The sequence below is a fragment of the Salmonella enterica subsp. diarizonae genome (assembly GCF_008692785.1).
In the GTDB taxonomy this organism is placed as follows: Bacteria; Pseudomonadota; Gammaproteobacteria; order Enterobacterales; family Enterobacteriaceae; genus Salmonella; species Salmonella diarizonae.
Genome location: NZ_VXJV01000001.1, coordinates 646,746 through 671,422, shown reverse-complemented (window position 1 = coordinate 671,422; position 24,677 = coordinate 646,746). Strand labels below are relative to the sequence as shown.

At 47.9% G+C, this 24,677-nt stretch carries 18 protein-coding genes, 1 other RNA gene and 1 pseudogene; 17 read left to right on the top strand and 3 right to left on the bottom strand.

The genetic code is table 11. The features are described 5' to 3' along the window. Nucleotides 1–22: 22 nt before the first annotated feature. The gene (gene kbaZ, locus F4V72_RS03240) at nucleotides 23–1,300 is read right to left on the bottom strand and encodes a tagatose-bisphosphate aldolase subunit KbaZ (protein ID WP_044136104.1); all 1,278 of its coding nucleotides are present in this window, start codon (nucleotides 1,298–1,300) and stop codon (nucleotides 23–25) included. Nucleotides 1,301–1,563: 263 nt separating this feature from the next. On the opposite strand from kbaZ, the gene F4V72_RS03235 reads away from it, so the two are divergent. Further along, nucleotides 1,564–2,373, top strand: a complete 810-nt coding sequence (locus tag F4V72_RS03235) for a DeoR family transcriptional regulator (RefSeq protein WP_023246623.1) — start codon at nucleotides 1,564–1,566, stop codon at nucleotides 2,371–2,373. 110 nt (nucleotides 2,374–2,483) lie between these two features. On the opposite strand, the gene garD is transcribed toward F4V72_RS03235, so the two are convergent. Continuing rightward, the gene (gene garD / locus F4V72_RS03230; RefSeq protein ID WP_079813174.1) at nucleotides 2,484–4,055 is read right to left on the bottom strand and encodes a galactarate dehydratase; all 1,572 of its coding nucleotides are present in this window, start codon (nucleotides 4,053–4,055) and stop codon (nucleotides 2,484–2,486) included. A gap of 532 nt (nucleotides 4,056–4,587) precedes the next feature. On the opposite strand from garD, the gene garL reads away from it, so the two are divergent. The 6 genes and pseudogenes from garL (at nucleotide 4,588) to F4V72_RS03200 (ending at nucleotide 8,440) form a co-directional block, all read left to right on the top strand. Next, complete coding sequence (gene garL, locus F4V72_RS03225) at nucleotides 4,588–5,358, top strand: 2-dehydro-3-deoxyglucarate aldolase (RefSeq protein WP_053529422.1); 771 nt, start codon at nucleotides 4,588–4,590, stop codon at nucleotides 5,356–5,358. A gap of 7 nt (nucleotides 5,359–5,365) precedes the next feature. Then, nucleotides 5,366–6,274 carry a 2-hydroxy-3-oxopropionate reductase gene (garR, locus tag F4V72_RS03220; protein WP_227005396.1) on the top strand — a complete coding sequence of 303 codons (909 nt, stop codon included), beginning with the start codon at nucleotides 5,366–5,368 and terminating at the stop codon, nucleotides 6,272–6,274. Between the two features lies 1 nt (nucleotide 6,275). After that, nucleotides 6,276–6,408, top strand: a pseudogene (locus F4V72_RS03215) (glycerate 2-kinase); the annotation flags it as partial. A gap of 32 nt (nucleotides 6,409–6,440) precedes the next feature. Then, nucleotides 6,441–6,815, top strand: an RNA gene (rnpB, locus tag F4V72_RS03210) — RNase P RNA component class A. Between the two features lie 385 nt (nucleotides 6,816–7,200). Continuing rightward, nucleotides 7,201–7,965, top strand: coding sequence for a winged helix-turn-helix domain-containing protein (locus tag F4V72_RS03205; RefSeq protein WP_170245740.1), 765 nt, complete (start codon nucleotides 7,201–7,203; stop codon nucleotides 7,963–7,965). Further along, entirely contained in the window at nucleotides 7,958–8,440 is a 483-nt protein-coding gene (locus F4V72_RS03200) for a hypothetical protein (protein WP_023246618.1), read from the top strand. The genes F4V72_RS03205 and F4V72_RS03200 overlap by 8 nt, the downstream gene beginning before the upstream one ends. A 56-nt stretch (nucleotides 8,441–8,496) precedes the next feature. Here F4V72_RS03200 and F4V72_RS03195 read toward each other — a convergent pair whose 3' ends face one another. Beyond that, on the bottom strand, nucleotides 8,497–9,027 hold the full coding sequence (locus tag F4V72_RS03195) for a hypothetical protein (RefSeq protein ID WP_079813173.1): 531 nt from the start codon (nucleotides 9,025–9,027) through the stop codon (nucleotides 8,497–8,499). 1,015 nt (nucleotides 9,028–10,042) lie between these two features. On the opposite strand from F4V72_RS03195, the gene F4V72_RS03190 reads away from it, so the two are divergent. The 10 genes from F4V72_RS03190 (at nucleotide 10,043) to tdcG (ending at nucleotide 24,474) form a co-directional block, all read left to right on the top strand. Then, nucleotides 10,043–10,588, top strand: coding sequence for a fimbrial protein (locus F4V72_RS03190; RefSeq protein WP_023246616.1), 546 nt, complete (start codon nucleotides 10,043–10,045; stop codon nucleotides 10,586–10,588). A gap of 66 nt (nucleotides 10,589–10,654) precedes the next feature. Continuing rightward, nucleotides 10,655–11,356 (top strand): fimbrial biogenesis chaperone, encoded by a 702-nt coding sequence (locus F4V72_RS03185; protein WP_023246615.1) that lies wholly within the window; start codon nucleotides 10,655–10,657, stop codon nucleotides 11,354–11,356. 75 nt (nucleotides 11,357–11,431) lie between these two features. Next, entirely contained in the window at nucleotides 11,432–13,993 is a 2,562-nt protein-coding gene (locus tag F4V72_RS03180; RefSeq protein ID WP_232081662.1) for a fimbria/pilus outer membrane usher protein, read from the top strand. A gap of 76 nt (nucleotides 13,994–14,069) precedes the next feature. After that, nucleotides 14,070–15,275: a fimbrial protein gene (locus F4V72_RS03175; protein ID WP_170245739.1), complete on the top strand. Its 1,206-nt coding sequence runs from the start codon at nucleotides 14,070–14,072 to the stop codon at nucleotides 15,273–15,275. Between the two features lie 784 nt (nucleotides 15,276–16,059). Next, nucleotides 16,060–16,998 (top strand): transcriptional regulator TdcA, encoded by a 939-nt coding sequence (gene tdcA, locus F4V72_RS03170; RefSeq protein WP_023246612.1) that lies wholly within the window; start codon nucleotides 16,060–16,062, stop codon nucleotides 16,996–16,998. Nucleotides 16,999–17,095: 97 nt separating this feature from the next. Next, nucleotides 17,096–18,085 carry a bifunctional threonine ammonia-lyase/L-serine ammonia-lyase TdcB gene (gene tdcB / locus F4V72_RS03165; protein WP_000548368.1) on the top strand — a complete coding sequence of 330 codons (990 nt, stop codon included), beginning with the start codon at nucleotides 17,096–17,098 and terminating at the stop codon, nucleotides 18,083–18,085. 20 nt (nucleotides 18,086–18,105) lie between these two features. Next, complete coding sequence (tdcC, locus tag F4V72_RS03160; RefSeq protein ID WP_023246611.1) at nucleotides 18,106–19,437, top strand: threonine/serine transporter TdcC; 1,332 nt, start codon at nucleotides 18,106–18,108, stop codon at nucleotides 19,435–19,437. Nucleotides 19,438–19,503: 66 nt separating this feature from the next. Continuing rightward, nucleotides 19,504–20,712, top strand: a complete 1,209-nt coding sequence (tdcD, locus tag F4V72_RS03155) for a propionate kinase (RefSeq protein WP_053529415.1) — start codon at nucleotides 19,504–19,506, stop codon at nucleotides 20,710–20,712. A gap of 33 nt (nucleotides 20,713–20,745) precedes the next feature. Continuing rightward, complete coding sequence (pflB, locus tag F4V72_RS03150; protein ID WP_053529414.1) at nucleotides 20,746–23,040, top strand: formate C-acetyltransferase; 2,295 nt, start codon at nucleotides 20,746–20,748, stop codon at nucleotides 23,038–23,040. 69 nt (nucleotides 23,041–23,109) lie between these two features. Continuing rightward, nucleotides 23,110–24,474: an L-serine ammonia-lyase gene (tdcG, locus tag F4V72_RS03145; RefSeq protein WP_079836363.1), complete on the top strand. Its 1,365-nt coding sequence runs from the start codon at nucleotides 23,110–23,112 to the stop codon at nucleotides 24,472–24,474. Nucleotides 24,475–24,677: the final 203 nt, after the last annotated feature.

Genomic DNA, 24,677 nt, shown 5'->3' with positions numbered 1-24,677 from the left:
GCCATAACGTTTTTCCTTTTTGTTATTCGTTATGGAACATCGTGCCATAACAAGCGGCGTGGTACTGTTGCAAGATGTCCTGAATATGACTGATGATGAGTTCTTTCGGCGTAGCGTTGATATCTCCCGCGCGGACTTTTACGTACTGCAACGGTAAATACTGACTGATGAGCGGCAGTGGAATAGGTTCGTCTGCGAGGTTGCGTACCAGCCGCTCGAAGGCGTTATCAATCTGGCTGTCCGGCCAGTAGTAGCGAACGCGGTCAGAATAGCTGTAGCCACGCGCCAGACGTCGAGCGTGACCATCTCCGTGATAGTGGCTCTGCCAGTATTCCGGGCGATCGAGCATCACGCTTTCAAGTACATGACGTAGTCCGGAGCTGGTTTTAGCTGGAAGCAACTCTTCTTCAATGGCCGCCAGCGAGAAGAGCGCTTCGCGTAGGGCGAAAGTCAGGGCCGGACCGACTTTCAGGATGGCGAAGTGATCTTTCACTAGCTGGCGCAGCGACTGCGGCGTCTGGTAATCCGTGGAGTGCGCTTCGAATACCAGCGTGTCATACGCTTCCACCATTTTGCTCAGAGCGATAGCTTTTTGTGGCTGGTAATCGATGATATGCGTGTGGTCAAACTCGACGCCGGGCTGTACAACCAGTCCAATGATGCGTGGCCAGATAGCATCCAGTCCTGCCTTTTCAAACGCATGACGGTGGGCTTCCAGCGTGGCGCGTGCTGCTTCCGGCGTGGTTACTTCCAGCTCTGTTAATGTTTCATGCGCCCCGCCGGGAACCGGAACTTCCGTCCCGATGACATAGACCAGGTCGGATTCACCAAAATGCTGCTGACAGGTTTCTTCTGCTACTTTCGCCAGGCGAGCCGCCCGCTCCGCTACGATTTCATCGGTTAGCGGCACCGGGTCATCGGCGCAGGACATACTGCAATCCAGGTGGATCTTTTTAAATCCGGCTGCTACATAACTTTTAATCAGGTCATCGGCATTAACCATCGCCTGTGCAGCGGGCAGGTTTTGCCAACGATTGGGACCGAGATGGTCTCCGCCCAGGATTAATTCTGATTGAGGAAATCCCAGTGAATCGGCGAGCTGGCAGACAAAATCGCGAAAATCGGCAGGGGTCATGCCTGTGTAGCCGCCAAACTGGTCAACCTGGTTAGAGGTTGCTTCGATCAGCAAGGGGGTGTGGTTAGCGTGGGCGTAGCGTATCGCGGATTCCAGTACCAGTGGATGCGCGGAACAAACGGCGTAAATCCCGTTTGCTTTCTCGCGTTTATGCTGCTCCACCATTTTAGTTAAATGTTTCACTTTCTTCTCCAGTTCAGGTGATTACGTCCATCTTCTTTCGTTGTATTTCATTTTATACTGTATCATGGTCTTTTGAAAAGAAAATGAAAGTTAATGGTTTTCCGATCTGTTTCACAAAAGAAACATAATGAAAGATTTAGGTGGAGGGATCTGGGTATTACCGGAGGGAGGCTTGCTTTCCCCTATAAGAAAAGCGTTAATAGTCAAAACGAAATAAAACGAAAGATTTAATTAAAGGATGTTTTATGGGCCATACCGACTCTTCCGCAGATAAACGCGTAACGGGTACCAGTGAAAGACGTGAGCTGATTATTCAGCGGCTGCGACAGCAGGGAAGCGTACAAGTGAGCGATCTTTCCGTACTGTTTGGCGTATCTACGGTGACAATTCGTAACGACCTGGCTTTCCTTGAAAAGCAGGGTATTGCAGTAAGAGCCTACGGCGGCGCGCTAATCTGTGACAGTAATACCTCAGGTATTGAGCCTTCTGTGGAAGATAAAAGTTCTCTTAATACGGCATTGAAACGCAGTATTGCCAGAGCTGCGGTCGAGCTGATTAAACCGGGTCATCGTGTGATTCTTGACTCGGGTACGACGACTTATGAAATTGCTCGTCTGATGCGCAAGCACACTGATGTGATTGCTATGACCAATGGTATGAACGTTGCTAATGCCTTACTGGAAGCCGAGGGCGTCGAATTACTAATGACTGGTGGACATCTCCGCCGCCAGTCTCTGTCTTTTTATGGCGATCAGGCGGAGCACTCCTTACAGAATTACCATTTCGATATGTTGTTCCTTGGCGTTGATGCTATTGATTTAGAGCGTGGTATTAGTACTCATAATGAAGATGAAGCCAGGCTTAACCGTCGGATGTGTGAGGTGGCGGAGAGGATTATTGTTGTTACTGACTCCAGCAAATTCGATCGTTCCAGCCTGCATAAGATCATTGATACGCAACGGATCGATATGATTATTGTTGATGAGGGCATTCCCGTGGAAAGTCTGGAAGGGCTACGTAAGAGCGGAATTGATGTGATACTGGTGAAAATATAATTGCATGATACGTAAAAATACCGGGCGGCGCTGGCGCTTACCCGGTTTACAGATTATACGGTTATACCCAGGCTGGATAACGGCTACTTTTTTATCCGGCATCGTCTGGATCAGGTCACTGGCGCCGGGTTAAATACCGCCAGTTGGTTATGTAAGCCCCATTGATCCGAAAAAGTCTTTTTCCGACCACTGGCGACATCGAGAATAAAGTGAAACAGCTTCCAGCCCACATCTTCGATTGTCTCTTCACCCGTGGCGATGGTGCCTGCATTGATATCCATTAAGTCATACCAGCGGTTCGCCAGCTCGGTACGCGTCGCCATTTTAATCACCGGCACTGCCATCAGCCCGTACGGCGTGCCGCGTCCGGTGGTAAAGACCTGTACGGTAATGCCGGAAGCGACCTGCTGCGTGCCGCAGACGAAATCGCTGGCGGGCGTCGCGGCGTAAATCAGGCCGTGTTTGGTGGGGCGCTGGCCTGGCGACAATACCTCCACAATGGCGCTCTGACCGGATTTAGCGATAGAGCCCAGCGCTTTTTCCACCACATTCGCCAGGCCACCTTTTTTGTTGCCAGGGGACGGGTTAGCGCTGCGATCGGTTTTCCCCATATCAAGGTAATTATCGTACCAGACCATCTCATCCAGCAGACGTTTACCCACGGCTTCGTTGATGGCGCGCGGCGTCAGAAGATGAATGGCATCGCGCACTTCGGTAACCTCTGAGAACATGACGGTCGCGCCGCAGCGTACCAGCAGATCGGAAGCGTAACCCACCGCCGGGTTTGCCGTGACGCCGGAAAACGCATCGCTGCCGCCGCACTGCATTCCGACGACCAGCTCGGAAGCCGGGCAGGTTTCGCGCTGGCGTTGGTTCAGTCTCGTCAGATGGCGTTCGGCGACCTGCAAAATATCATCGACCATTGCTTTAAAGCCGACATGCTGTTCGTCCTGTAAACGCACAATACTGGCGCTTTCGACGGCGATGGCGGGGACATCCTCGGTGCCTTCCAGCAGTCGTTCCGGTTGCAGTTTTTCGCAACCGAGGCCAATCAGCATCACTTCGCCGCCAAAATTGGGGTTGAGCGCGATATTATGAATCGTGCGAATCGGCACGACCGCCGCCGGCGCGTTGATTGCCACGCCGCAGCCGTACAGATGGTTTAGCCCTACAACGCCATCGACATTCGGGTATTTGGGCAGGAGATCGCGCTCAATCACTTTCACCACATACTCGACCACGCCCGCCACACAGTGCACGCTGGTGGTAATGCCAAGCAGATTTTTGGTGCCGACGCTGCCATCGGCGTTACGATAGCCCTCAAACGTGTAACCTTCCAGCAGCGGCAGTGGTTCTGGCACTTTGGTCGCCAGCGGCAGCGTATTCAGCGACGGCGCTTTTGGCAGTTCAACCAGCGACTCGTCGATCCAGCTTCCGCGTGGGATGTCACGTACCGCATACCCGATGACTTCGCCGTAACGGACGATTTCGTCGTGAGCGGGGATATCCGTCAGAGCGACTTTATGGCCTTGCGGAATATGTTCAGTCAGTTCCAGTCCATCCGAAAAACGTGTTCCGGCTTTAAGACCGTGGTGATTAACAATAATTGCGACATTATCGGTTTCGTGTACTTTTATATAAAACGCCGATGACGATTCCTGGCGAATTTCGATATTGGCCATTGTTCAGCATTCTCCAGCCTGGATGATAGAAAAAGGATTATCTATTTTGGTTATGGTTTAATCGTTAAATCTCAATATAAGAAATAAAGTTCATGCCTAATGAAATAAGAATGACAGGAGTATAAATATAAGAATGTGATCCAGGTCACCGCAAATTATGAAATTTTTTATGTAGGCCAGGGAAAGCGTAAATGTGTGCATTAGCGCCCAGTATCATGGGCGTATGCTCAAAAATAAGCGTTAAGCGCCCCCTTCTTAATGAGCATTTGCACAATGATTATCCGCCATATGCTGTTTATACTGAATAGCGAATTCAGTGTATCTGACGAGTTATTTGAAAATGCCATGATAATAATAAAAAACGATAAAGATATTGGGGCGGTATATTGTGCTACAGGATGTGTTACCACACTAGAAATAGAATGTGGAGACTCATTCTTATTTTCAGATAAGCATTTTTATTGTCGCTGCTATAAGTCATGGCGGCGACATCATAGGTAGAGAATTAAAGAAATAAGCGAAGGTATAAGCGATGAATAACGCTATTTTCCCGAATAAGTTTAAAGCGGCGCTGGCGTCGCAACAGGTGCAGATTGGCTGCTGGTCTGCACTGGCAAACCCAATCACCACCGAAGTTCTCGGTCTGGTGGGATTTGACTGGCTGGTGCTGGATGGCGAACATGCGCCGAACGATGTGACCACCTTAATTCCGCAGTTAATGGCATTGAAAGGCAGCGCCAGCGCGCCTGTGGTACGTGTGCCGACCAATGAACCGGTCATTATCAAACGGATGCTGGATATCGGGTTTTATAACTTCCTGCTCCCCTTTGTTGAAACGCAAGAGGAAGCGGCTCGCGCCGTCGCCTCGACGCGCTACCCGCCGGAAGGCATTCGCGGCGTCTCTGTTTCTCACCGCGCCAACATGTTCGGCACGGTGCCTGATTACTTTGCGCAGTCGAACAAAAACATCACCATTATTGTTCAAATCGAAAGCCAGTTGGGTGTCGACAACGTTGATGCCATCGCCGCAACGGAAGGCGTTGATGGCATTTTTGTCGGCCCCAGCGATCTGGCCGCCGCGCTGGGTCATCTCGGCAATGCCTCTCACCCTGACGTGCAACAGACGATTCAGCATATTTTTGCCCGCGCCAAAGCGCACGGTAAACCGTGCGGCATTCTGGCGCCGGTAGAGGCGGATGCCCGCCGTTATCTGGAATGGGGCGCGACCTTTGTCGCTGTTGGCAGCGATTTAGGCGTATTCCGCGCCGGCACGCAGAAGCTTGCCGACACCTTTAAAAAATAATCCCGGTATGGAAAGAGAGAACGTTATGACGATGAAAGTTGGCTTTATTGGCTTAGGCATCATGGGTAAGCCCATGAGCAAAAACTTGTTGAAAGCAGGGTACTCGCTGGTGGTGTCCGATCGTAATCCTGAAGCGATTGCCGACGTAATCGCCGCAGGCGCGGAAACAGCTTCTACGGCGAAGGCGACCGCTGAACAGTGCGACGTCATCATCACGATGCTGCCTAACTCTCCGCATGTGAAAGAGGTTGCGCTGGGCGAGAACGGTATCATCGAAGGCGCGAAGCCGGGAGCCGTATTGATTGATATGAGTTCTATCGCGCCGCTGGCAAGCCGTGAGATCAGCGAAGCCCTGAAAGCAAAAGGCATTGCAATGCTGGATGCGCCGGTCAGCGGCGGGGAACCCAAAGCCATCGACGGCACGCTGTCCGTCATGGTCGGCGGCGACAAAGCGATTTTCGACAAATACTACGACCTGATGAAAGCGATGGCCGGTTCCGTGGTGCATACCGGCGATATCGGCGCAGGCAACGTCACGAAACTGGCTAACCAGGTGATTGTGGCGCTGAATATCGCCGCCATGTCTGAAGCGCTGACGCTGGCGACTAAAGCTGGTGTCAATCCGGATCTGGTCTATCAGGCGATTCGTGGCGGTTTGGCTGGCAGTACGGTACTGGATGCGAAAACGCCGATGGTCATGGACAGAAACTTTACACCGGGTTTCCGTATCGATCTGCACATTAAAGATCTGGCGAATGCGCTGGATACCTCCCACGGCGTTGGCGCGCAGCTACCGCTGACCGCCGCCGTTATGAAGATGATGCAGGCGTTACGCGCGGATGGACACGGTAATGACGACCATAGCGCTTTGGTGTGCTACTACGAAAAACTGGCAAAAGTGGAAGTCACTCGCTAAAGATGCGGTCTTTAGCATACTCACGCGCATTGTGATGCTGGAGGAGGTTTTTCGGGGGGGATTTTAACAATATTTATCGGGCCTCCAGAAATGTTGCTGCTGCTCTGGCGATAGGAATGCGCAGCGCAGGGTGACAAAGTTGCGCGAACCCTCTATACTTCGCGCCGAAGCTGACCAGACAGTCGCCGCTTCGTCGTCGTCCTTTCGGGGAGACGGGCGGAGGGGAGGAAAGTCCGGGCTCCATAGGGCAGGGTGCCAGGTAACGCCTGGGGGGGAAACCCACGACCAGTGCAACAGAGAGCAAACCGCCGATGGCCCACGCAAGTGGGATCAGGTAAGGGTGAAAGGGTGCGGTAAGAGCGCACCGCGCGGCTGGTAACAGTCCGTGGCACGGTAAACTCCACCCGGAGCAAGGCCAAATAGGGGTTCATAAGGTACGGCCCGTACTGAACCCGGGTAGGCTGCTTGAGCCAGTGAGCGATTGCTGGCCTAGATGAATGACTGTCCACGACAGAACCCGGCTTATCGGTCAGTTTCACCTCTTCATAAAACCCGCTTCGGCGGGTTTTTGCTTATCAGGCCTGTGGAGTCAGGCATGTAGGTTTGATAAGACGTTAGTGTCGCCATCCGGCAGGGAAGTAAAACACGGTAACCAGTATTATCACGTTAATATTTCCCGAAAATTGATTAATATTTTTGTTAAACAATTGTTGTGTAAGAAATAACTTAAATTTATTTTAATTATTGTTTTCCGCTTCCTCCATTTAACGTTAGAATCTTTCTCCCCTATTTAATGAGGCCCGGTAAGATTTTCGGGACGCTTGCACGTAACAAATGAAAGTATGCATTGGATTATAAATCGGTATATTGTTTTCTTACCCGACAATAAAAAATTAGTTTCCCTGAATAATCAGGATGTTGAGGTTGTGCTTACGGCACCCGCCTGCCGTTGTTTGTTACTTTTGCTTGAGTCTCATCCAGACATTGTCACTCAGCGACAATTTTATAAAACCGTTTGGGAGGACGATGGAATCATTGTTCCGGCAAATACACTTTATCAGAATATTTCTATTGTCCGCCGAGGGTTACGTAATGTCGGTCAGACGGAGGCTCCCGTCGTCAATACAATACCGCGAAAAGGATTTCAAATTGATAAAGACGTTGAGATTACATGTGTAGATAGTGAGTTCAGGATAATTGATGCCAGCCAAAGTACATCTGATGTTACCCATCCCGATATCGAAAACGAAACGGATTTGAGTTCGACAGCAAAATGCCCTGTGGTGAAAACGCAGCCTGAAAAGCAAGAAAAATATAATTTTTTAACAAGTTACGATGTCCGAACTATCTGTTTTATTTTGCTGGCATTTTGGGTTGGTGCGGCAGGAGGATACTATTTATGGAATGCCGATAGTACAAAAAGTTTTTATGCAGATTATAAATTAGTAGATAAAGATAAAGGCTATAATTTTTTTATAAAAGATGAAACTCATAACGAGCAAAGCGAATTTAAGCATTTTAAAAGACTACTTCTTAGCTCAGGGGTAAGCTATAAAAAATATCCATGGATCTATTTTCCGCTCTCAACCACATCGCCGGGTTTGTCAATGCTTGCATGCTCTAAAAAATATACTAACACATCCCCTATGCAATGCGTTACTCTTTCTTTTCGCGAGACAAACAATGAATAATAAAAAACGTGTTACTTTCAGTATTGCTTCTCTGCTTACCGGGGTGTTAGTGTACGCATCATATAGTTATTATACGACAAAGATTCTGGACAAAGAAGAATGCCGTTCCTCACTGATCGTTTTCTATAATCAATCACGCTCAGATATTCAACTCAATTTTATTTATTCACTGGAAGATAAAAAGGGGATTGTAGCTGTTAGCGGTAACTATTATGAGAATGATAAATTAAAAGGGAAAATCAGGCGAGATATTGAATATAGTTGGAGAGAAAATCACGATATTTATCAATTGATATCTACAAAGGTTAATAAGTACCGTATCCTGGAAACGTTACCCTCAGATACAATGGCGAAGATTTTGCCAGATTTCTACGTTTTTCCTGATAAAAGTGTCAACTATTCTATTCAAAATCAAGGAGCTGGTGGTTTTATTTTTTCTACCGGGGGGAGGCCACTTTTTTACTGTGCAAAATAAATGCTGGTATACACATTTCCCTCGATAAAATGTGTATACCAGCAACCATTAATATCTTAGTTGAAAATTTCTTGTATCAGCAAAAGGTCGTGAATTTTTTTTCCACCCAGCCTTTTGCACGCCCGACTGCGATAATCATATACTCTCTTTGGCGGTAATTTTAAAATATGCGCAATGGCATTAACGCTTTTCCCTGCAAGAGCATAATTGAGTATAATATTTTCAATACGACTGAGCAATGGACCATCATTAATTTTACTTTTGATGGTTTTTAATAAATTAAGCGTTGCCTGTTTTAGATTAGATAACGAATCTTTTGCATTAATGATGTGATCGGCATGGCAACATAATAGATTCATCGATGTTTGTACCACCATTAACTTCGTTAATCGATTTAGTGAGGAAATAATTCTTGCGTAGTTTTTACTGTCGGGGCTAAGGTGAAGAATAATAATATCCTCAAAGCTGAGAAGATCAAAAGGTAAATCATGTATGCCTGCCTTTATCACTTTAGTACCTGTGCTACGAATCAACGCAGTCATACCTTCTTGTAAATAAAGGTTATTGCTCACAACGTATACTGCCATGTCGATCAATTCCTTTCCCGGAGTTTCTGTTTTAATATAAAATAGGAACCGCCATTTATCGGTTTATCGGGATGGCGCATTATGCCATACGTATACCCAATGAGAGGCTATTTTAGCCGGTGCCTTAATACCCATTCTTTTCCACTATAGCGATAACCTGGCGGAGCTACCGACAAATAGTTTTCGGTATTTATACGTGGCCATCAAGTGAAATGAGCTTAACCTTAAATTTAGATTAATATGCTAAATTTTATTGGTTTTTGGGGTGAACTGTCTAAGTTATTCCGGTTAAGTAGGGTAATGCTCGTCTTAACTGGCTGATACCATCCCTTAATAAGACGCCGATCAATATAAATGGCAGGCAAAGGCATTCCAGCGACGTAATGCGTGATGTCAGCGATGTAAAGAGAAGTAACGGCTTAGGCTTCTTCTAAAATCATTTGTGAAATAATTTATCGGAAGGTGTAATCTACCGAAAATTCTTACCTTTTATATATACAACCGCACTATTGTGGAGATTATGCACTCACCGCTAAAGCGGAAAAATGATAAACCATGCTGGTACGGAGTCTTATATCGTCTTAAATAACATATGATATGACAGCAGTTTTGTGAAATGGCATGGCGTTTATCGTTAAGAAATAGAGAGATATTCTGAAAAAGCAAATTTTCATGCCTGTATATGATGCTTGTAGCTACTCTTATATTATTTTGTAATGGGTTTTTTCTTAAATTTATATTTAAGCAAACCATGATTTATTTTTGTGTTTGGTGTTATTAGTATGTATCAAAATGGTTTGCGCATGAGTTTGACGGCGATGTACAACATGCATTCACCGCTACGCTTTAATAGGTGGTTTATAACCGAGAGAAGTAAGTTTTATTTTCTATGCTCGTTGAAGGAAATATTTTTTAGTAAACCTAACCATATTAATGATCTGTTGATAACGAATGCGCCATTTTAAGTCGGGAGAATTAGAATGGCTTTATTAAAAAGCAATAAGAAGGAAAAAAGATGAAAAACCTAAATCGCATTATATCGCTGACAAGCCTTTTTTGCATGACAGGATTAGTACAGGCGGCCTCCACAGGAACTATTACCTTTAGTGGTGAGCTGACAGCAAATACCTGTGATGTCTCTGTGGATGGGCAGGGGGCGGATGCAACCGTTGTTTTACCTACCGTGAGTACCAGCCAACTGGATGCCGCCACGAAAACAGCGGGTGAAACAGGCTTTGTTATGGCGTTGAATAACTGTGCCAATACCCTGCAAACCGCCTCTGCGTTTTTCGAATCAGGTACATCTGTCGATCTGGTTAATGGTCGGCTGAAGAACATGACGGGAAATGCAACGAACGTCAGCCTCCAGTTATTGGACGCTTCCAGTTCATCTCAGTCCGTAATCCACGTTGGTAATACGAACCAGACGACGGGCAATACATACGTTAATGTCAGCAGCGGCACGGCTAATTTACCCTATACCGTCCGCTATTATGCGGAGGATGAAACTACTGCCGGTACTGTTGGCAGTAACGTAGTTTATTCCATTCAGTATCAATGAACCGTTTAACGTTGCGCTAAGAAGAGGGGGAAAATTTCCCCCTATTATTCAACGCCAGGAGAATCCATGAAATTTTCGGCGCGTGTATTTATTCATAGTGTTGTATTTATAGTACTGACAATTTTTAGTGAAAATGCGTTAGCTAGTGCAGTAATTAGCGGTACGCGTATTATCTATCCATCTGACAATAATGAAATTAGCGTTAAGATCATGAATAACGGTTCGGCGCCGATCTTACTGCAAAGCTGGATTGATAGTGGCGATCAGAATGCACGCCCGTCGGCGATTAAAGTCCCTTTTGTTTTGACGCCACCCATAAATCGAGTTGATGCCGGAAAAGGCCAGACGCTACGGATTAGCTATACCGGTGTCAGTCTTCCTGTAGACAGAGAGTCTGTCTTCTGGCTAAACGTACTGGAAATACCGGGTATAAATCAGGCAAAAGCAGACCAGAATACGCTACAGGTAGCCTTTCGTAGTCGTATTAAGCTGTTCTTTCGTCCGGCAGGATTGCAGGGAAGCGCTAATGACGCAGTGAAATCCATTATCTGGCAGGCGAAAGGCACTCATCTGGAAGCGACGAACCCGACACCCTTTTATGTAAGCTTTGCCAGACTGGTAGTGAACAATAATAAAATTGCAGGTGTGATGGTTCCCCCACGCCGTTCAATCATGGTGAATATTCCTGGAAATGCGGGTAGTAAAATTAGCGGTGCATTTGTCAATGATTATGGTGCTGTGAATGCATTCTCTGCTGATATTAAATGATCCGGATATTACGCTTCCCTGATTAAATTAATGCTTATTTTATTACTGCTTATAAAATCAGCAAAAAGGCTTTTTATGTCTAAATATATTCAGTTAGGCTTTCGGAAAAAATATCCGCCGTTGGCAATAGCGATATTTTCAACATCTATTCTGGGGATTCTACGGGCTGAAGACTCAAACGCAGCGATAAGCCAGACCATGAAAACGGTAGCGTTTGATCCTACTTTCCTGAATACCGATGATGAAAAAAAAGTCGATCTAAGTCGTTTTGCTTATGGTTCGTCCGGAATACCTGGCGTTTATAAAACAGCGATGTATGTAAATGATCAGTTCATCAATAAAAAAGATATTGAGCTTCGAGCCAGAAATGACAAATCTATTTACCCCTGTTTGTCTACAGAGGTACTGAAAAGCATTACCTTTAATTATGACAAACTACCGGACAATTTTTTTAACCAGAGTAACGTCGAAGGCTGTATTGATCTTCAACAATATCTGCCAGAAGCGAAAGTTAATTATGATAGTAATGAGCAACGGCTGGATATTGTCATTCCACAGCTCTATATGTTGAAGGTAGCCAGAGGAACGGTGAGTCCGCAATTATGGGATAGCGGTATACCCGCGCTGTTACTGGGATATAACATAAATGGATATCACAGTGAAATGAAAAATCAGCAATTTAATTCATTATATGCCGGTATAAACGCGGGGCTAAATATTGGCTCATGGTATCTGCGTCACAATGGCTCATACAGCAGTACAAATAATGGACCAGACAGCTACGGTACTATCAATACCTATCTTCAGCATGATGTTCCGCTCTTAAAAGCCCGAATGTTGATTGGTCAATCTAATACCAATGGGGATCTGTTCGATACGCTACCTTTTTCTGGCGTGCAGATGGTTACGGATGAACGCATGTTGCCAGAGTCGCTACGTGGCTATGCCCCGGAGATTCAGGGGATTGCGCGTACTAACGCCAGAGTGACCGTTCGTCAGGGAGAGCTGGTTTTGTACGAGACCACGGTGACGCCCGGGGTATTTTTAATTAATGATCTCTACCCAACCGGTTATGGCGGCGATCTTAACGTCACTGTGCGTGAGGCAGACGGTACGGAACAACGGTTTAACGTGCCTTACGCTTCAGTTGCCCAATTACTACGCCCTGGATCTTCACGTTATGCCATCACCGCCGGAAAGTTGCGTAACGATAATGTCCGGGAGAAGCCGATGGTGTATCAGGCGACGTGGCAGCATGGTCTGACGAACGCCTTAACGGGCTATGGAGGAGCGCAATTTAGCCAGAATTATTATGCAGTTCAGCTTGGAGCGGCAGTTGGTACGCCTGTTGGTGCCGTATCGTTTGATATTACCCAGGCCCATGCCCGACTGGGGGAAGAGGAGTGGCGTAATAACACCCGCAGTGGACAAAGCTACCAGGTTAGCTACAGCAAGCTTATTCGGGAAATTAACAGCAACATTTCACTGGCGGCCTATCGCTTTTCAACCGATGGCTATATGGATTTTATGACGGCCATGCAGACACGCGATGCTCTGCAACGCGGTTTTTCTTCAAATGCGATATGGCGTGCCAAAAACCGAATGACATTGACGTACGGGCAGGGCTTACCCGAACGGTGGGGGCAATTGTATCTGAACGGTTCTGTTCAGAACTACTGGAACAAAGCGGGAACGGATGAACAATTTCAGTTAGGTTACAACAATCAATACAAACAACTGACATGGGGGATCAGCGCGGCGAGAAGTTTCTCAAGCCTGGGAGCGCAGCAGACCAATTACCTGGTGAGCTTCAGCCTGCCGTTAGGACGTGATGACCGAGTGGCTACGCCGCGATTGAGAGCCGATTTGACGCATGATACCAGTGGTAGAACAGGCCAGCAGGTCACCCTTTCCGGGGTGAGTGGCGAGGAGAGCCAGTTCAGCTACGGCGTAACCGCAATGCATGTTAATCAGAATGTTGGAACGAGCGGCACGCTCAGCGGCAACTACCGTAGTGTAAGTAGTTCGCTGATGGCGTCAGCCAGCACCGGCAAAAGCTACCGGAGCGCCTCTGCCGGGATGAGCGGTACGGTCGTGGGTCATTCCGGCGGGTTAACATTCACGCCTTATACCTCAGACACATTTGCGCTGGTAGAGGCAAAAGGCGCGGAAGGCGCGAAAGTTTCTTCTTATCCGGGAGTACGAATCGATTCTCACGGTTATGCGGTAGTACCTTATCTTAACCCTTACCAGATGAATGATATCAGTATCGATCCAAAAGGGATCCCGGCACAGACAGAACTGGAGAGCACTAATCAGAAAAGCGCTCCCTATTCAGGTGCGGTAGTAAAAATGAAATACGACACCCGGCAAGGTACTGCTGTACTTATTAACGTCACCTGGAAAGGCGAACCGGTTCCCTTCGGCGCCGAGGTATTGGATAGCCAGGGAAATAGGGTTGGCAGTACGGGACAAGGCGGACAGATATATACCCGTGTTACCCGCGACCACGATCGGCTACAGGTGAAATGGACAGAGACGCAGCCCATTCAGTGCCAGGTAAGTTACCAATTAATGCCAGTTGCGGCAGGGCGAACTGCCCCCTTACTTCAACAATTCAACAGGTTGTGTGAGTAGTTCGGCAGAAACTGGTGTGGTAGGCAGGTCGGAACCGCATATTATGCGAATGTCACTATTTAAGCAGAAAATGGCGATGGATATTAAAGAGAAATTAAAAAGGAAATTTCGTATTTCCTTATGGAAGGCTTACAGCAGTCTGCAATGGATTGTCTTTTTCGTATTAATTCTTGGTAGTGGCGTAGTACAGGCGCAAGTGACCTGCGCGCCTTATGATGCGTCCTTACCAAGAAGAGATACCATACCATTAGCGCCTATTAATATTTCGGCGGGTATTGATATTCCGGTCGGCAGCATTATCTATCGGGGAGCCTGGTATGGTGGAGATCCAGGGATGTATCATCTCCTTTGTACCAGTACAAGACCACCGGAAACCGTTAACTATACTTATAATCTGGGCATTCAGTCCGCGCCTATGACATTAGCTAACACCGCGCAATATGATGGTAAAGTCTATAATACGACGATCCCCGGTATCGGCGTTATTATTTCCGATGGTGCTAATGCGGTTAGCCAAAGCGCACCTTATGCGAACGGTGGGATACGCCAGCTTACGATGAACAGTAGGTATATGAGTCATATGATTTATGGTAGCACTCGATACCTCTCTTTAATAAAGATCGGGCCGATTTATCCCGGTAGCTATGCTTTAAATGCATCCAGCCTTCCGACCGCAATGATCTACTATGATAATGCCTCTGGTTATCCAGCAATACCCGGTCTTCCTGTCGTTTCAAATATTCTGGAATTTAGCGGCAGTATAAATATCACAGCACAAACATGTACTACGCCGGATATTATCGTTCCGATGGGAAGCTATGATGCTAATCAGGATTTTGATGGCGTAGGTTCAACAACGGGATGGATAAAAACAAATCTGGAGTTAAAAAACTGCCCTGCTTTTTACGGCTTTTATGATGCATCGAACACGGCGCAGCTATTTAACTGGGATCAGGGAGGGGCAAGTCATATCCCTGCGCCGACCAGTAATACTATTGGCGCTTACTTTTCGCCGAATACCGCCATCGTTGATAGCGCAAATGGCATAATGAGTATCGATACCTCGGCTCCTTCATCGGCTTCCGGCGTGGGTATTCAACTGGGATGGGGAGATGGTGCGCCGGTACCGTTTAATTTAAGTGTGGCGCAAATATTAACACTACCCCGGGACGGGCGAAGTAACGTTAGCGTTCCCTTGTATGCACGTTACATCCAGACGGATGGTATCATTACGCCCGGACGTGCTGATGGAAAAGTGACTTTTACTATTTCTTATTATTGATAAATCATCTCCCAACATAATAGAGACTGGGGAAATAGAAGTCTCCTTTCTCCAGATCATCATTATTCATTTTTTTCCTTAAAGCCGGTTTTTTGCCCACTGTAGGTGAAAAACCGAGCGCTTTAAGCTTCAGGTGTTACACGTTACGCTCGTTTTCTTCTTGCACTTACTCGTTACCGACCAAAAGCAATTTCCTGTTCTGTGATGTGAAGCACAAAAGACTTCTGCTGGTTATTTTTTCAAGATAAATAAAAAGCAATCGATTTCTTTCACAAAATTACACGCTGAAAAACAGTAGAAAATCAGTGTAAATGATTTGTTGTAAATGAAAATTAAATGTATGAAATATTTTGGTTAAATTTTCATTAAATGTTTATTTGAAAACAACTAAGGTAAAAAAATGTGATACGTAACGCTTTTTAAGCGCATTTACTCCTGATTTATACTTAAATTTGATAAATTGTGCTTTAAATTTAACACTGAAATTGCCTATAAAATGTCCCGTAATTGATTGAAATATCGTCTTCATGGGATGCTGAAAATAGGGAGGGGGAATTGGTTGGTTATCGCCATAATATATTGTTATCCCGGCCATATTTTTTGATTGAAATCAGACTAAACTACTGGTTTGTTTTTGTAACTTATTGAAATAAGAAGTTTTATTTATTTTATGAAGACCTTATAAAGATTGTGGTAAGTTAATTTGTGAGTAGTCGCACATAACCTTTAAGATTTAATTTGCTACACTTCCTGCCGTTCACAATGTTATTTCAGAGCGGTAGATATGAATACTCTTGTTCTCCCTAAAACACAGCATTTGGTGGTCTTTCAGGAAGTCATTAGAAGTGGTTCTATCGGGTCTGCCGCAAAATCGTTAGGGTTAACCCAGCCCGCCGTCAGTAAAATCATTAGCGACGTTGAGGCCTATTTTGGCGTTGAGTTAATTGTACGTAAAAATACCGGCGTTACGTTGACCGAAGCGGGACAGGTGCTGCTTTCCTGGTCTGAATCTATCACCCGCGAAATGAAAAACATGATCAACGAGATGAACAGTATGACGTGCAATACCGTCGTTGACGTCTCGTTTGGCTTTCCTTCGCTGATTGGCTTTACCTTCATGTCCGATATGATTCATAAGTTCAAAGAGGTATTTCCAAAAGCGCAGGTATCCATGTACGAAGCCCAACTCTCTTCATTCCTGCCGGCCCTGCGCGACGGGCGGCTGGACTTTGCTATCGGTACGCTCAGTAATGAAATGCAGCTACAGGATCTGCATGTCGAGCCGCTGTTTGAGTCAGAGTTTGTCCTGGTAGCCAGCAAGTCCCGAACATGCATCGGCACCATCACACTGGAATCGTTAAAAGACGAACAGTGGGTGTTGCCGCAAACGAATATGGGCTACTACAGCGAATTACTCACCACTCTACAACGAAATGGCATCAGCATCGAAAACATTGTTAAAACAGATTCCGTCGTCACGATATATAATCTTGTTCTCAATGCTGATTTCTTAACTGTTATTCCCTGCGATATGACCACGCCTTTTGGCTCTAATCAATTTATCACCATACCAATAAAAGACACGTTACCCGTCGCACGTTATGCGGCAGTATGGTCTAAAAATTATCGTATAAAAAAAGCCGCTTCAGTATTAGTGGAATTGGCTAAGCAATATTCATCATATAATGGATACAGGCGCAGGCAGTTAATAGAAATTGAATGATATGGAATAAACATATTTAGCGAAATTGACGCCACCTGTCTTTTTTGAACAGTGGGCAACAGTAACTTATTTTTAATACCCAGGTTAAGAGGTTATAATGCACATTACATACGATCTCCCGGTTGCAATTGAAGATATCCTCGAAGCGAAAAAAAGACTAGCGGGGAAGATATATAAAACGGGAATGCCTCGCTCTAACTATTTTAGTGAACGCTGCAAAGGCGAAATATTTCTCAAGTTTGAAAATATGCAGCGTACGGGTTCATTTAAAATTCGTGGCGCTTTTAACAAACTTAGCTCGTTAACGGAGGCTGAAAAACGTAAAGGCGTCGTGGCCTGTTCCGCAGGTAATCATGCACAGGGCGTTTCTCTTTCTTGTGCAATGCTTGGTATTGACGGCAAAGTCGTGATGCCGAAGGGCGCGCCAAAGTCTAAAGTGGCGGCCACCTGTGATTATTCGGCGGAAGTGGTGCTCCACGGCGACAACTTCAATGACACCATTGCTAAGGTGAGTGAAATTGTCGAAACCGAAGGCCGCATTTTTATTCCGCCTTACGACGATCCAAAAGTCATTGCCGGACAGGGCACTATTGGTCTGGAAATTATGGAAGATCTGTACGATGTCGATAATGTCATCGTGCCTATTGGCGGTGGCGGTTTAATTGCAGGTATTGCCATTGCGATTAAATCGATTAACCCCACCATTAAAGTTATCGGCGTGCAGGCCGAAAATGTTCACGGTATGGCGGCGTCTTATTACGCTGGCGAAATAACCACGCACCGAACGACCGGCACCCTGGCGGATGGTTGTGATGTCTCCCGCCCGGGTAATTTAACCTATGAAATCGTACGTGAATTAGTCGATGACATTGTCCTGGTTAGCGAAGATGAAATTCGTAACAGTATGATCGCTTTAATTCAGCGCAATAAGGTTATTACTGAAGGCGCTGGCGCTCTGGCTTGCGCAGCATTATTAAGCGGAAAGTTAGATAGCCATATTCAGAACAGAAAAACGGTCAGTATTATTTCTGGCGGTAATATCGATCTTTCTCGTGTATCACAAATTACGGGTTTAGTTGACGCTTAATCTTTTCGTGAGGATAGGATATGAGTACTACTGATAGCATTGTATCCAGCCAGACAAAACAGTCGTCATGGCGTAAATCGGACACTACGTGGACACTGGGTTTATTTGGTACCGCCATTGGCGCCGGGGTGCTGTTTTTCCCTATCCGCGCCGGGTTTGGCGGGCTTATCCCCATTCTGCTGATGCTGGTTTTAGCTTACCCCATTGCGTTCTATTGTCACCGGGCGCTGGCGCGTCTGTGTTTATCCGGGTCTAATCCGTCCGGCAATATTACGGAAACGGTCGAAGAGCACTTTGGTAAAACGGGCGGGGTAGTTATCACGTTCCTTTACTTCTTTGCGATTTGTCCGCTGCTGTGGATTTATGGCGTCACCATTACTAACACGTTCATGACGTTTTGGGAAAACCAGTTGCAGATGCCAGCGTTGAACCGCGGCTTCGTGGCGCTGTTCTTGCTGCTGCTGATGGCTTTTGTGATCTGGTTTGGTAAAGATCTGATGGTTAAGGTGATGAGTTACCTGGTATGGCCGTTTATCGCCAGCCTGGTGCTAATCTCATTATCGCTGATTCCTTACTGGAACTCGGCGGTTATCGATCAGGTTAATCTCAGCAATATCGCGTTGACCGGGCACGATGGCATACTGGTTACGGTGTGGCTGGGAATTTCTATCATGGTGTTCTCCTTTAACTTCTCGCCCATCGTCTCTTCGTTCGTGGTGTCTAAGCGTGAAGAGTATGAGAAAGAGTTTGGTCGCGACTTTACCGAACGTAAATGTTCACAGATCATCTCTCGCGCCAGTATGCTGATGGTCGCCGTGGTGATGTTCTTCGCCTTTAGCTGCCTGTTTACGCTCTCCCCGCAGAACATGGCGGATGCGAAAGCGCAGAACATTCCAGTGCTTTCCTACCTGGCCAACCATTTCGCCTCTTTGTCGGGGACAAAATCCACTTTTGCAACGGTGCTGGAGTATGGCGCGTCTATCATTGCGCTGGTTGCTATCTTCAAATCTTTCTTCGGTCACTATTTGGGGACGCTGGAAGGGTTGAACGGCCTGGTGCTGAAGTTCGGTTATAAAGGCGATAAAACCAAAGTCTCCATGGGCAAGCTTAACACCATCAGCATGATCTTCATTATGGGGTCTACCTGGGTTGTGGCTTATGCAAACCCGAACATTCTGGATCTGATTGAAGCGATGGGCGCGCCGATTATCGCCTCACTGTTATGTCTGCTGCCGATGTACGCCATTCGTAAAGCGCCGTCGCTGGCGAAGTACCGTGGTCGTCTGGATAACGTGTTCGTCACCCTGATTGGTCTGCTGACCATCCTGAATATCGTCTACAAATTGTTCTAATCCTCTCGTTCAGCCTGCGTTCCGCCATAGGGCGTGGACGCAGGTTGACATCGACGGAGTCACTACATGAATGAATTTCCGGTCGTTCTGGTCATTAATTGCGGATCATCTTCTATTAAATTCTCTGTACTGGATGTCGCTACCTGTGATGTTTTAATGGCGGGAATAGCAGATGGAATTAATACTGAAAACGCCTTTTTATCTATTAATGGCGATAAGCCGATAAACCTCGCGCACCCTAATTATGAGGACGCGTTAAAAGCCATTGCCTTTGAGCTGGAAAAACGTGATTTAACGGATAGCGTGGCATTAATTGGCCACCGTATCGCGCACGGTGGAGAGCTATTTACACAGTCCGTAATTATTACCGATGAGGTTATCGATAATATTCGTCGGGTATCGCCTTTAGCGCCGCTGCATAATTACGCTAATTTAAGCGGTATTGACGCGGCGCGGCACCTTTTCCCGGGCGTGCGACAGGTGGCGGTATTTGATACCAGTTTCCACCAGACGCTGGCGCCGGAAGCCTATTTGTACGGATTACCGTGGGAATATTTTTCCAGCCTGGGCGTGCGGCGCTACGGCTTTCACGGTACGTCGCATCGCTATGTTTCGCGGCGCGCCTATGAACTACTTGACCTCGATGAAAAAAACTCGGGTCTGATTGTCGCGCATTTGGGCAATGGGGCGTCTATCTGCGCGGTACGCAATGGTCAGAGCGTGGATACCTCAATGGGGATGACGCCGCTGGAGGGGCTGATGATGGGCACTCGCAGCGGCGACGTTGATTTCGGCGCGATGGCGTGGATAGCCAAAGAAACCGGGCAGACGTTGAGCGATCTGGAGCGAGTGGTGAATAAAGAGTCCGGTTTGCTCGGCATATCCGGTTTGTCATCCGACCTTAGAATCCTGGAAAAAGCCTGGCACGAAGGACATGAGCGCGCCCGGTTAGCGATAAAAACGTTTGTCCACCGTATCGCCCGTCATATTGCCGGACACGCGGCATCGTTACATCGGCTGGATGGCATTATTTTTACCGGCGGTATTGGTGAAAATTCAGTATTAATTCGCCAGTTGGTGATTGAACATCTGCGCGTACTGGGGCTTACGTTAGACGTTGAAATGAATAAGCAGCCGAATTATCACGGCGAGCGTATTATTTCCGGTAACCCTTCTCAGGTTATTTGCGCTGTTATTCCCACAAATGAAGAGAAAATGATTGCCCTTGATGCCATTCATTTAGGCAACGTGAAAGCACCAGTGGAATTTGCATAACTTAACAGTTGTTCTGTAGAGAGATTATTTTTCATGAAGGTAAATATCGATACCAGCGATATGCTGTATGCCGAAGCATGGCGTGATTTTAAAGGTACGGACTGGAAAGAAGAAATTAATGTCCGTGATTTTATTCAGCATAACTATACGCCTTATGAGGGGGATGAGTCTTTTCTCGCCGATGCGACGCCAGCGACCACGGCGTTGTGGGAAAAGGTGATGGCGGGAATACGTATCGAGAACGCGACCCATGCACCGGTGGATTTCGATACCAACATCGCGACGACAATTACCGCCCACGATGCGGGATATATTGAAAAAGAGCTGGAAAAAATCGTCGGTTTACAAACGGATAAGCCGCTTAAACGCGCTTTGCATCCGTTTGGCGGCGTTAATATGATCAAAAGTTCATTCCATGCCTATGACCGCGAAATGGACGCCGATTTTGAATATACCTTTACCGACCTGCGGAAAACCCATAATCAGGGCGTATTCGATGTTTACTCGCCGGATATGCTGCGCTGCCGTAAATCCGGTGTATTAACCGGTTTGCCGGATGGTTATGGTCGCGGGCGCATTATTGGCGATTATCGCCGCGTCGCGCTGTATGGCATCCGTTATCTGGTGCGCGAACGCGAGCTGCAATTCGCCGACCTGCAGTCGAATCTGGAGTGGGGACAGAATCTTGAGGCGACGATTCGCCTGCGTGAGGAGCTGGCGGAGCACCGTCGCGCGTTGCTGCAAATGCAGGAGATGGCGGCGAAATACGGCTACGATATCTCCCGTCCGGCGCGAAACGCGCAGGAAGCGGTACAGTGGCTCTACTTTGCCTATCTGGCGGCGGTAAAATCGCAAAATGGCGGTGCAATGTCGTTGGGGCGAACCGCGTCGTTCCTTGATATCTACATTGAGCGCGATTTCAATGCGGGCCTCCTGACAGAGCAGCAGGCGCAGGAGCTGATCGACCATTTCATCATGAAGATCCGTATGGTGCGCTTCCTGCGCACGCCGGAATTTGACTCGCTCTTTTCCGGCGATCCGATCTGGGCCACCGAAGTTATTGGCGGGATGGGGCTTGATGGCCGCACGCTGGTGACGAAGAACGCCTTCCGTTATCTGCATACCCTGCACACGATGGGGCCAGCGCCGGAGCCGAACCTGACCATACTGTGGTCTGAAGCGCTACCGGTGGCATTCAAAAAATATGCTGCGCAGGTCTCCATCGTGACCTCATCTTTGCAGTATGAAAACGACGATTTAATGCGTACCGACTTTAACAGCGACGATTACGCCATCGCTTGTTGCGTCAGTCCGATGGTCATCGGTAAGCAGATGCAGTTCTTCGGCGCGCGCGCCAACCTTGCCAAAACGTTGCTGTACGCTATCAATGGCGGCGTTGACGAGAAACTGAAAATCCAGGTTGGGCCGAAAACCGCGCCGTTAATGGATGAGGTGCTGAATTACGACACGGTAATGGAGAGCCTCGACCATTTTATGGACTGGCTGGCGGTGCAGTACATCAGCGCGCTGAACATCATTCACTACATGCACGATAAGTATAGCTATGAAGCCTCGCTGATGGCGCTGCACGACCGCGATGTGTATCGGACGATGGCGTGCGGCATCGCCGGACTGTCGGTGGCGGCGGATTCCCTGTCCGCCATCAGGTATGCTCAGGTGAAGCCGATTCGCGATGAAAACGGCCTTGCCATCGACTTCGCTATTGAAGGCGAGTATCCGCAGTATGGTAATAACGATGAGCGCGTGGACAGCATTGCCTGCGACCTGGTGAAACGCTTTATGCAAAAAATTAGCGTGTTGCCGACGTATCGCAATGCGGTGCCGACGCAGTCCATTTTGACCATCACCTCGAACGTCGTGTACGGGCAGAAGACCGGCAATACGCCGGATGGACGTCGCGCCGGAACGCCGTTCGCGCCGGGGGCGAACCCGATGCACGGTCGTGACCGTAAAGGGGCGGTGGCCTCGCTGACGTCGGTGGCGAAACTGCCGTTTACCTACGCCAAAGACGGTATTTCATACACCTTCTCGATTGTGCCTGCGGCGCTCGGGAAAGAAGATGCGGTGCGGAAAACCAATCTGGTCGGCCTGCTGGACGGCTATTTCCATCATGAAGCACAGGTGGAAGGCGGGCAGCATCTGAACGTCAATGTAATGAACCGTGACATGTTGCTGGATGCGATTGAACATCCGGAAAACTATCCGAACCTGACGATCCGCGTTTCTGGCTATGCCGTGCGTTTCAATGCGCTGACTCGTGAGCAGCAACAGGACGTTATTTCGCGCACCTTTACTCAGGCGATGTAACGTGAGCGGGGCGATCGTGTGGATCGCCCCGCGACGGATCTTCACTGAACGGTAATCTTAGGGGGAGATATGATTAGCGCATTTGATATTTTTAAGATCGGCATTGGACCTTCAAGCTCCCATACCGTAGGGCCAATGAATGCAGGAAAATGTTTTATCGATCGGCTGACCGACAGCGGCGACCTGCCGCGAACAACGCGCATCACGGTTGATCTTTACGGATCGCTGTCGCTGACTGGCAAAGGCCATGCGACCGATACCGCCATCATTATGGGCCTGGCGGGCAATACGCCGCAGGATGTCAATATTGATAGCATTCCGGCATTTATCCAGGAGGTTGCCCGCAGCAGCCGTTTATCGGTTGCGGGGGGCGCGCATGTGGTGGATTTTCCCGTTGCCGACAGTATTCTCTTTCACGCTGAAACCCTGGCACGCCATGAAAACGGTATGCGTATTACCGCCTGGAACGGACAAAAGCTGCTTTTACGTAAAACGTATTACTCTATCGGCGGCGGCTTTATTGTCGAAGAGGAACGCTTTGGTCAGTCGCACGACGTAGAAAAATCGGTGCCGTATGATTTTCATTCCGCCAGCGAACTGTTGACGCTGTGTGAAAGACAGGGTCTCTCGGTTTCCGGCCTGATGATGCAAAATGAACTGGCGTTGCGTAGCAAAGAGCAGATTGACGCTGGCTTTGCCCGCATCTGGCAGGTAATGGCGGCCGGGATTGAGCGTGGTATGAATACTGAGGGCGTGCTGCCGGGGCCGCTGAACGTTCCACGCCGCGCGGTAGCGTTACGGCGTCTGTTGGTCTCCAGCGATAATCTCTCCCGCGATCCGATGAACGTCATCGACTGGATTAACATGTTCGCCCTGGCCGTGAGCGAAGAGAACGCGGTGGGGGGGCGGGTTGTCACCGCGCCGACCAACGGCGCGTGCGGGATTATTCCCGCGGTGCTGGCCTATTACGACAAATTCCGTCGTCCGGTCAATGCCAACTCTATCGCCCGTTATCTGCTGGCGGCGGGGGCGATTGGTGCGCTGTACAAGATGAACGCCTCGATATCCGGCGCGGAAGTGGGGTGTCAGGGCGAGGTTGGCGTAGCGTGTTCGATGGCGGCGGCGGGGCTGACAGAACTACTGGGCGGCAGCCCGGCGCAGGTCTGCATTGCGGCGGAAATCGCGATGGAGCATAACCTTGGCCTCACCTGTGACCCGGTGGCGGGTCAGGTGCAAATCCCTTGTATTGAACGTAATGCGATTAACGCCGTTAAAGCGGTAAATGCGGCGCGAATGGCGCTACGCCGTACCTCCGAACCGCGGGTTTCGCTCGATAAAGTGATCGAAACCATGTACGAAACCGGTAAAGACATGAACGACAAATATCGTGAGACGTCGCGCGGTGGCCTGGCGATTAAAGTCGTTTGTAGATAGGCCCGATAGGCGCAGAGTTATCAGGCTATGGGATAACGCAGAAGACAGAAGCATGAAAAAAAGGGCGCACTTTAGTGCGTCCTTTTTTGTTGTGATCCGCTTCAAATAGAGAAAATAACAATATTAAACGAATAGTAAATAGAAAATAATTCTTAACCCACAGGAAATATAGGTGTTTGATTGGTAAGTTTTTCTCTTATCGT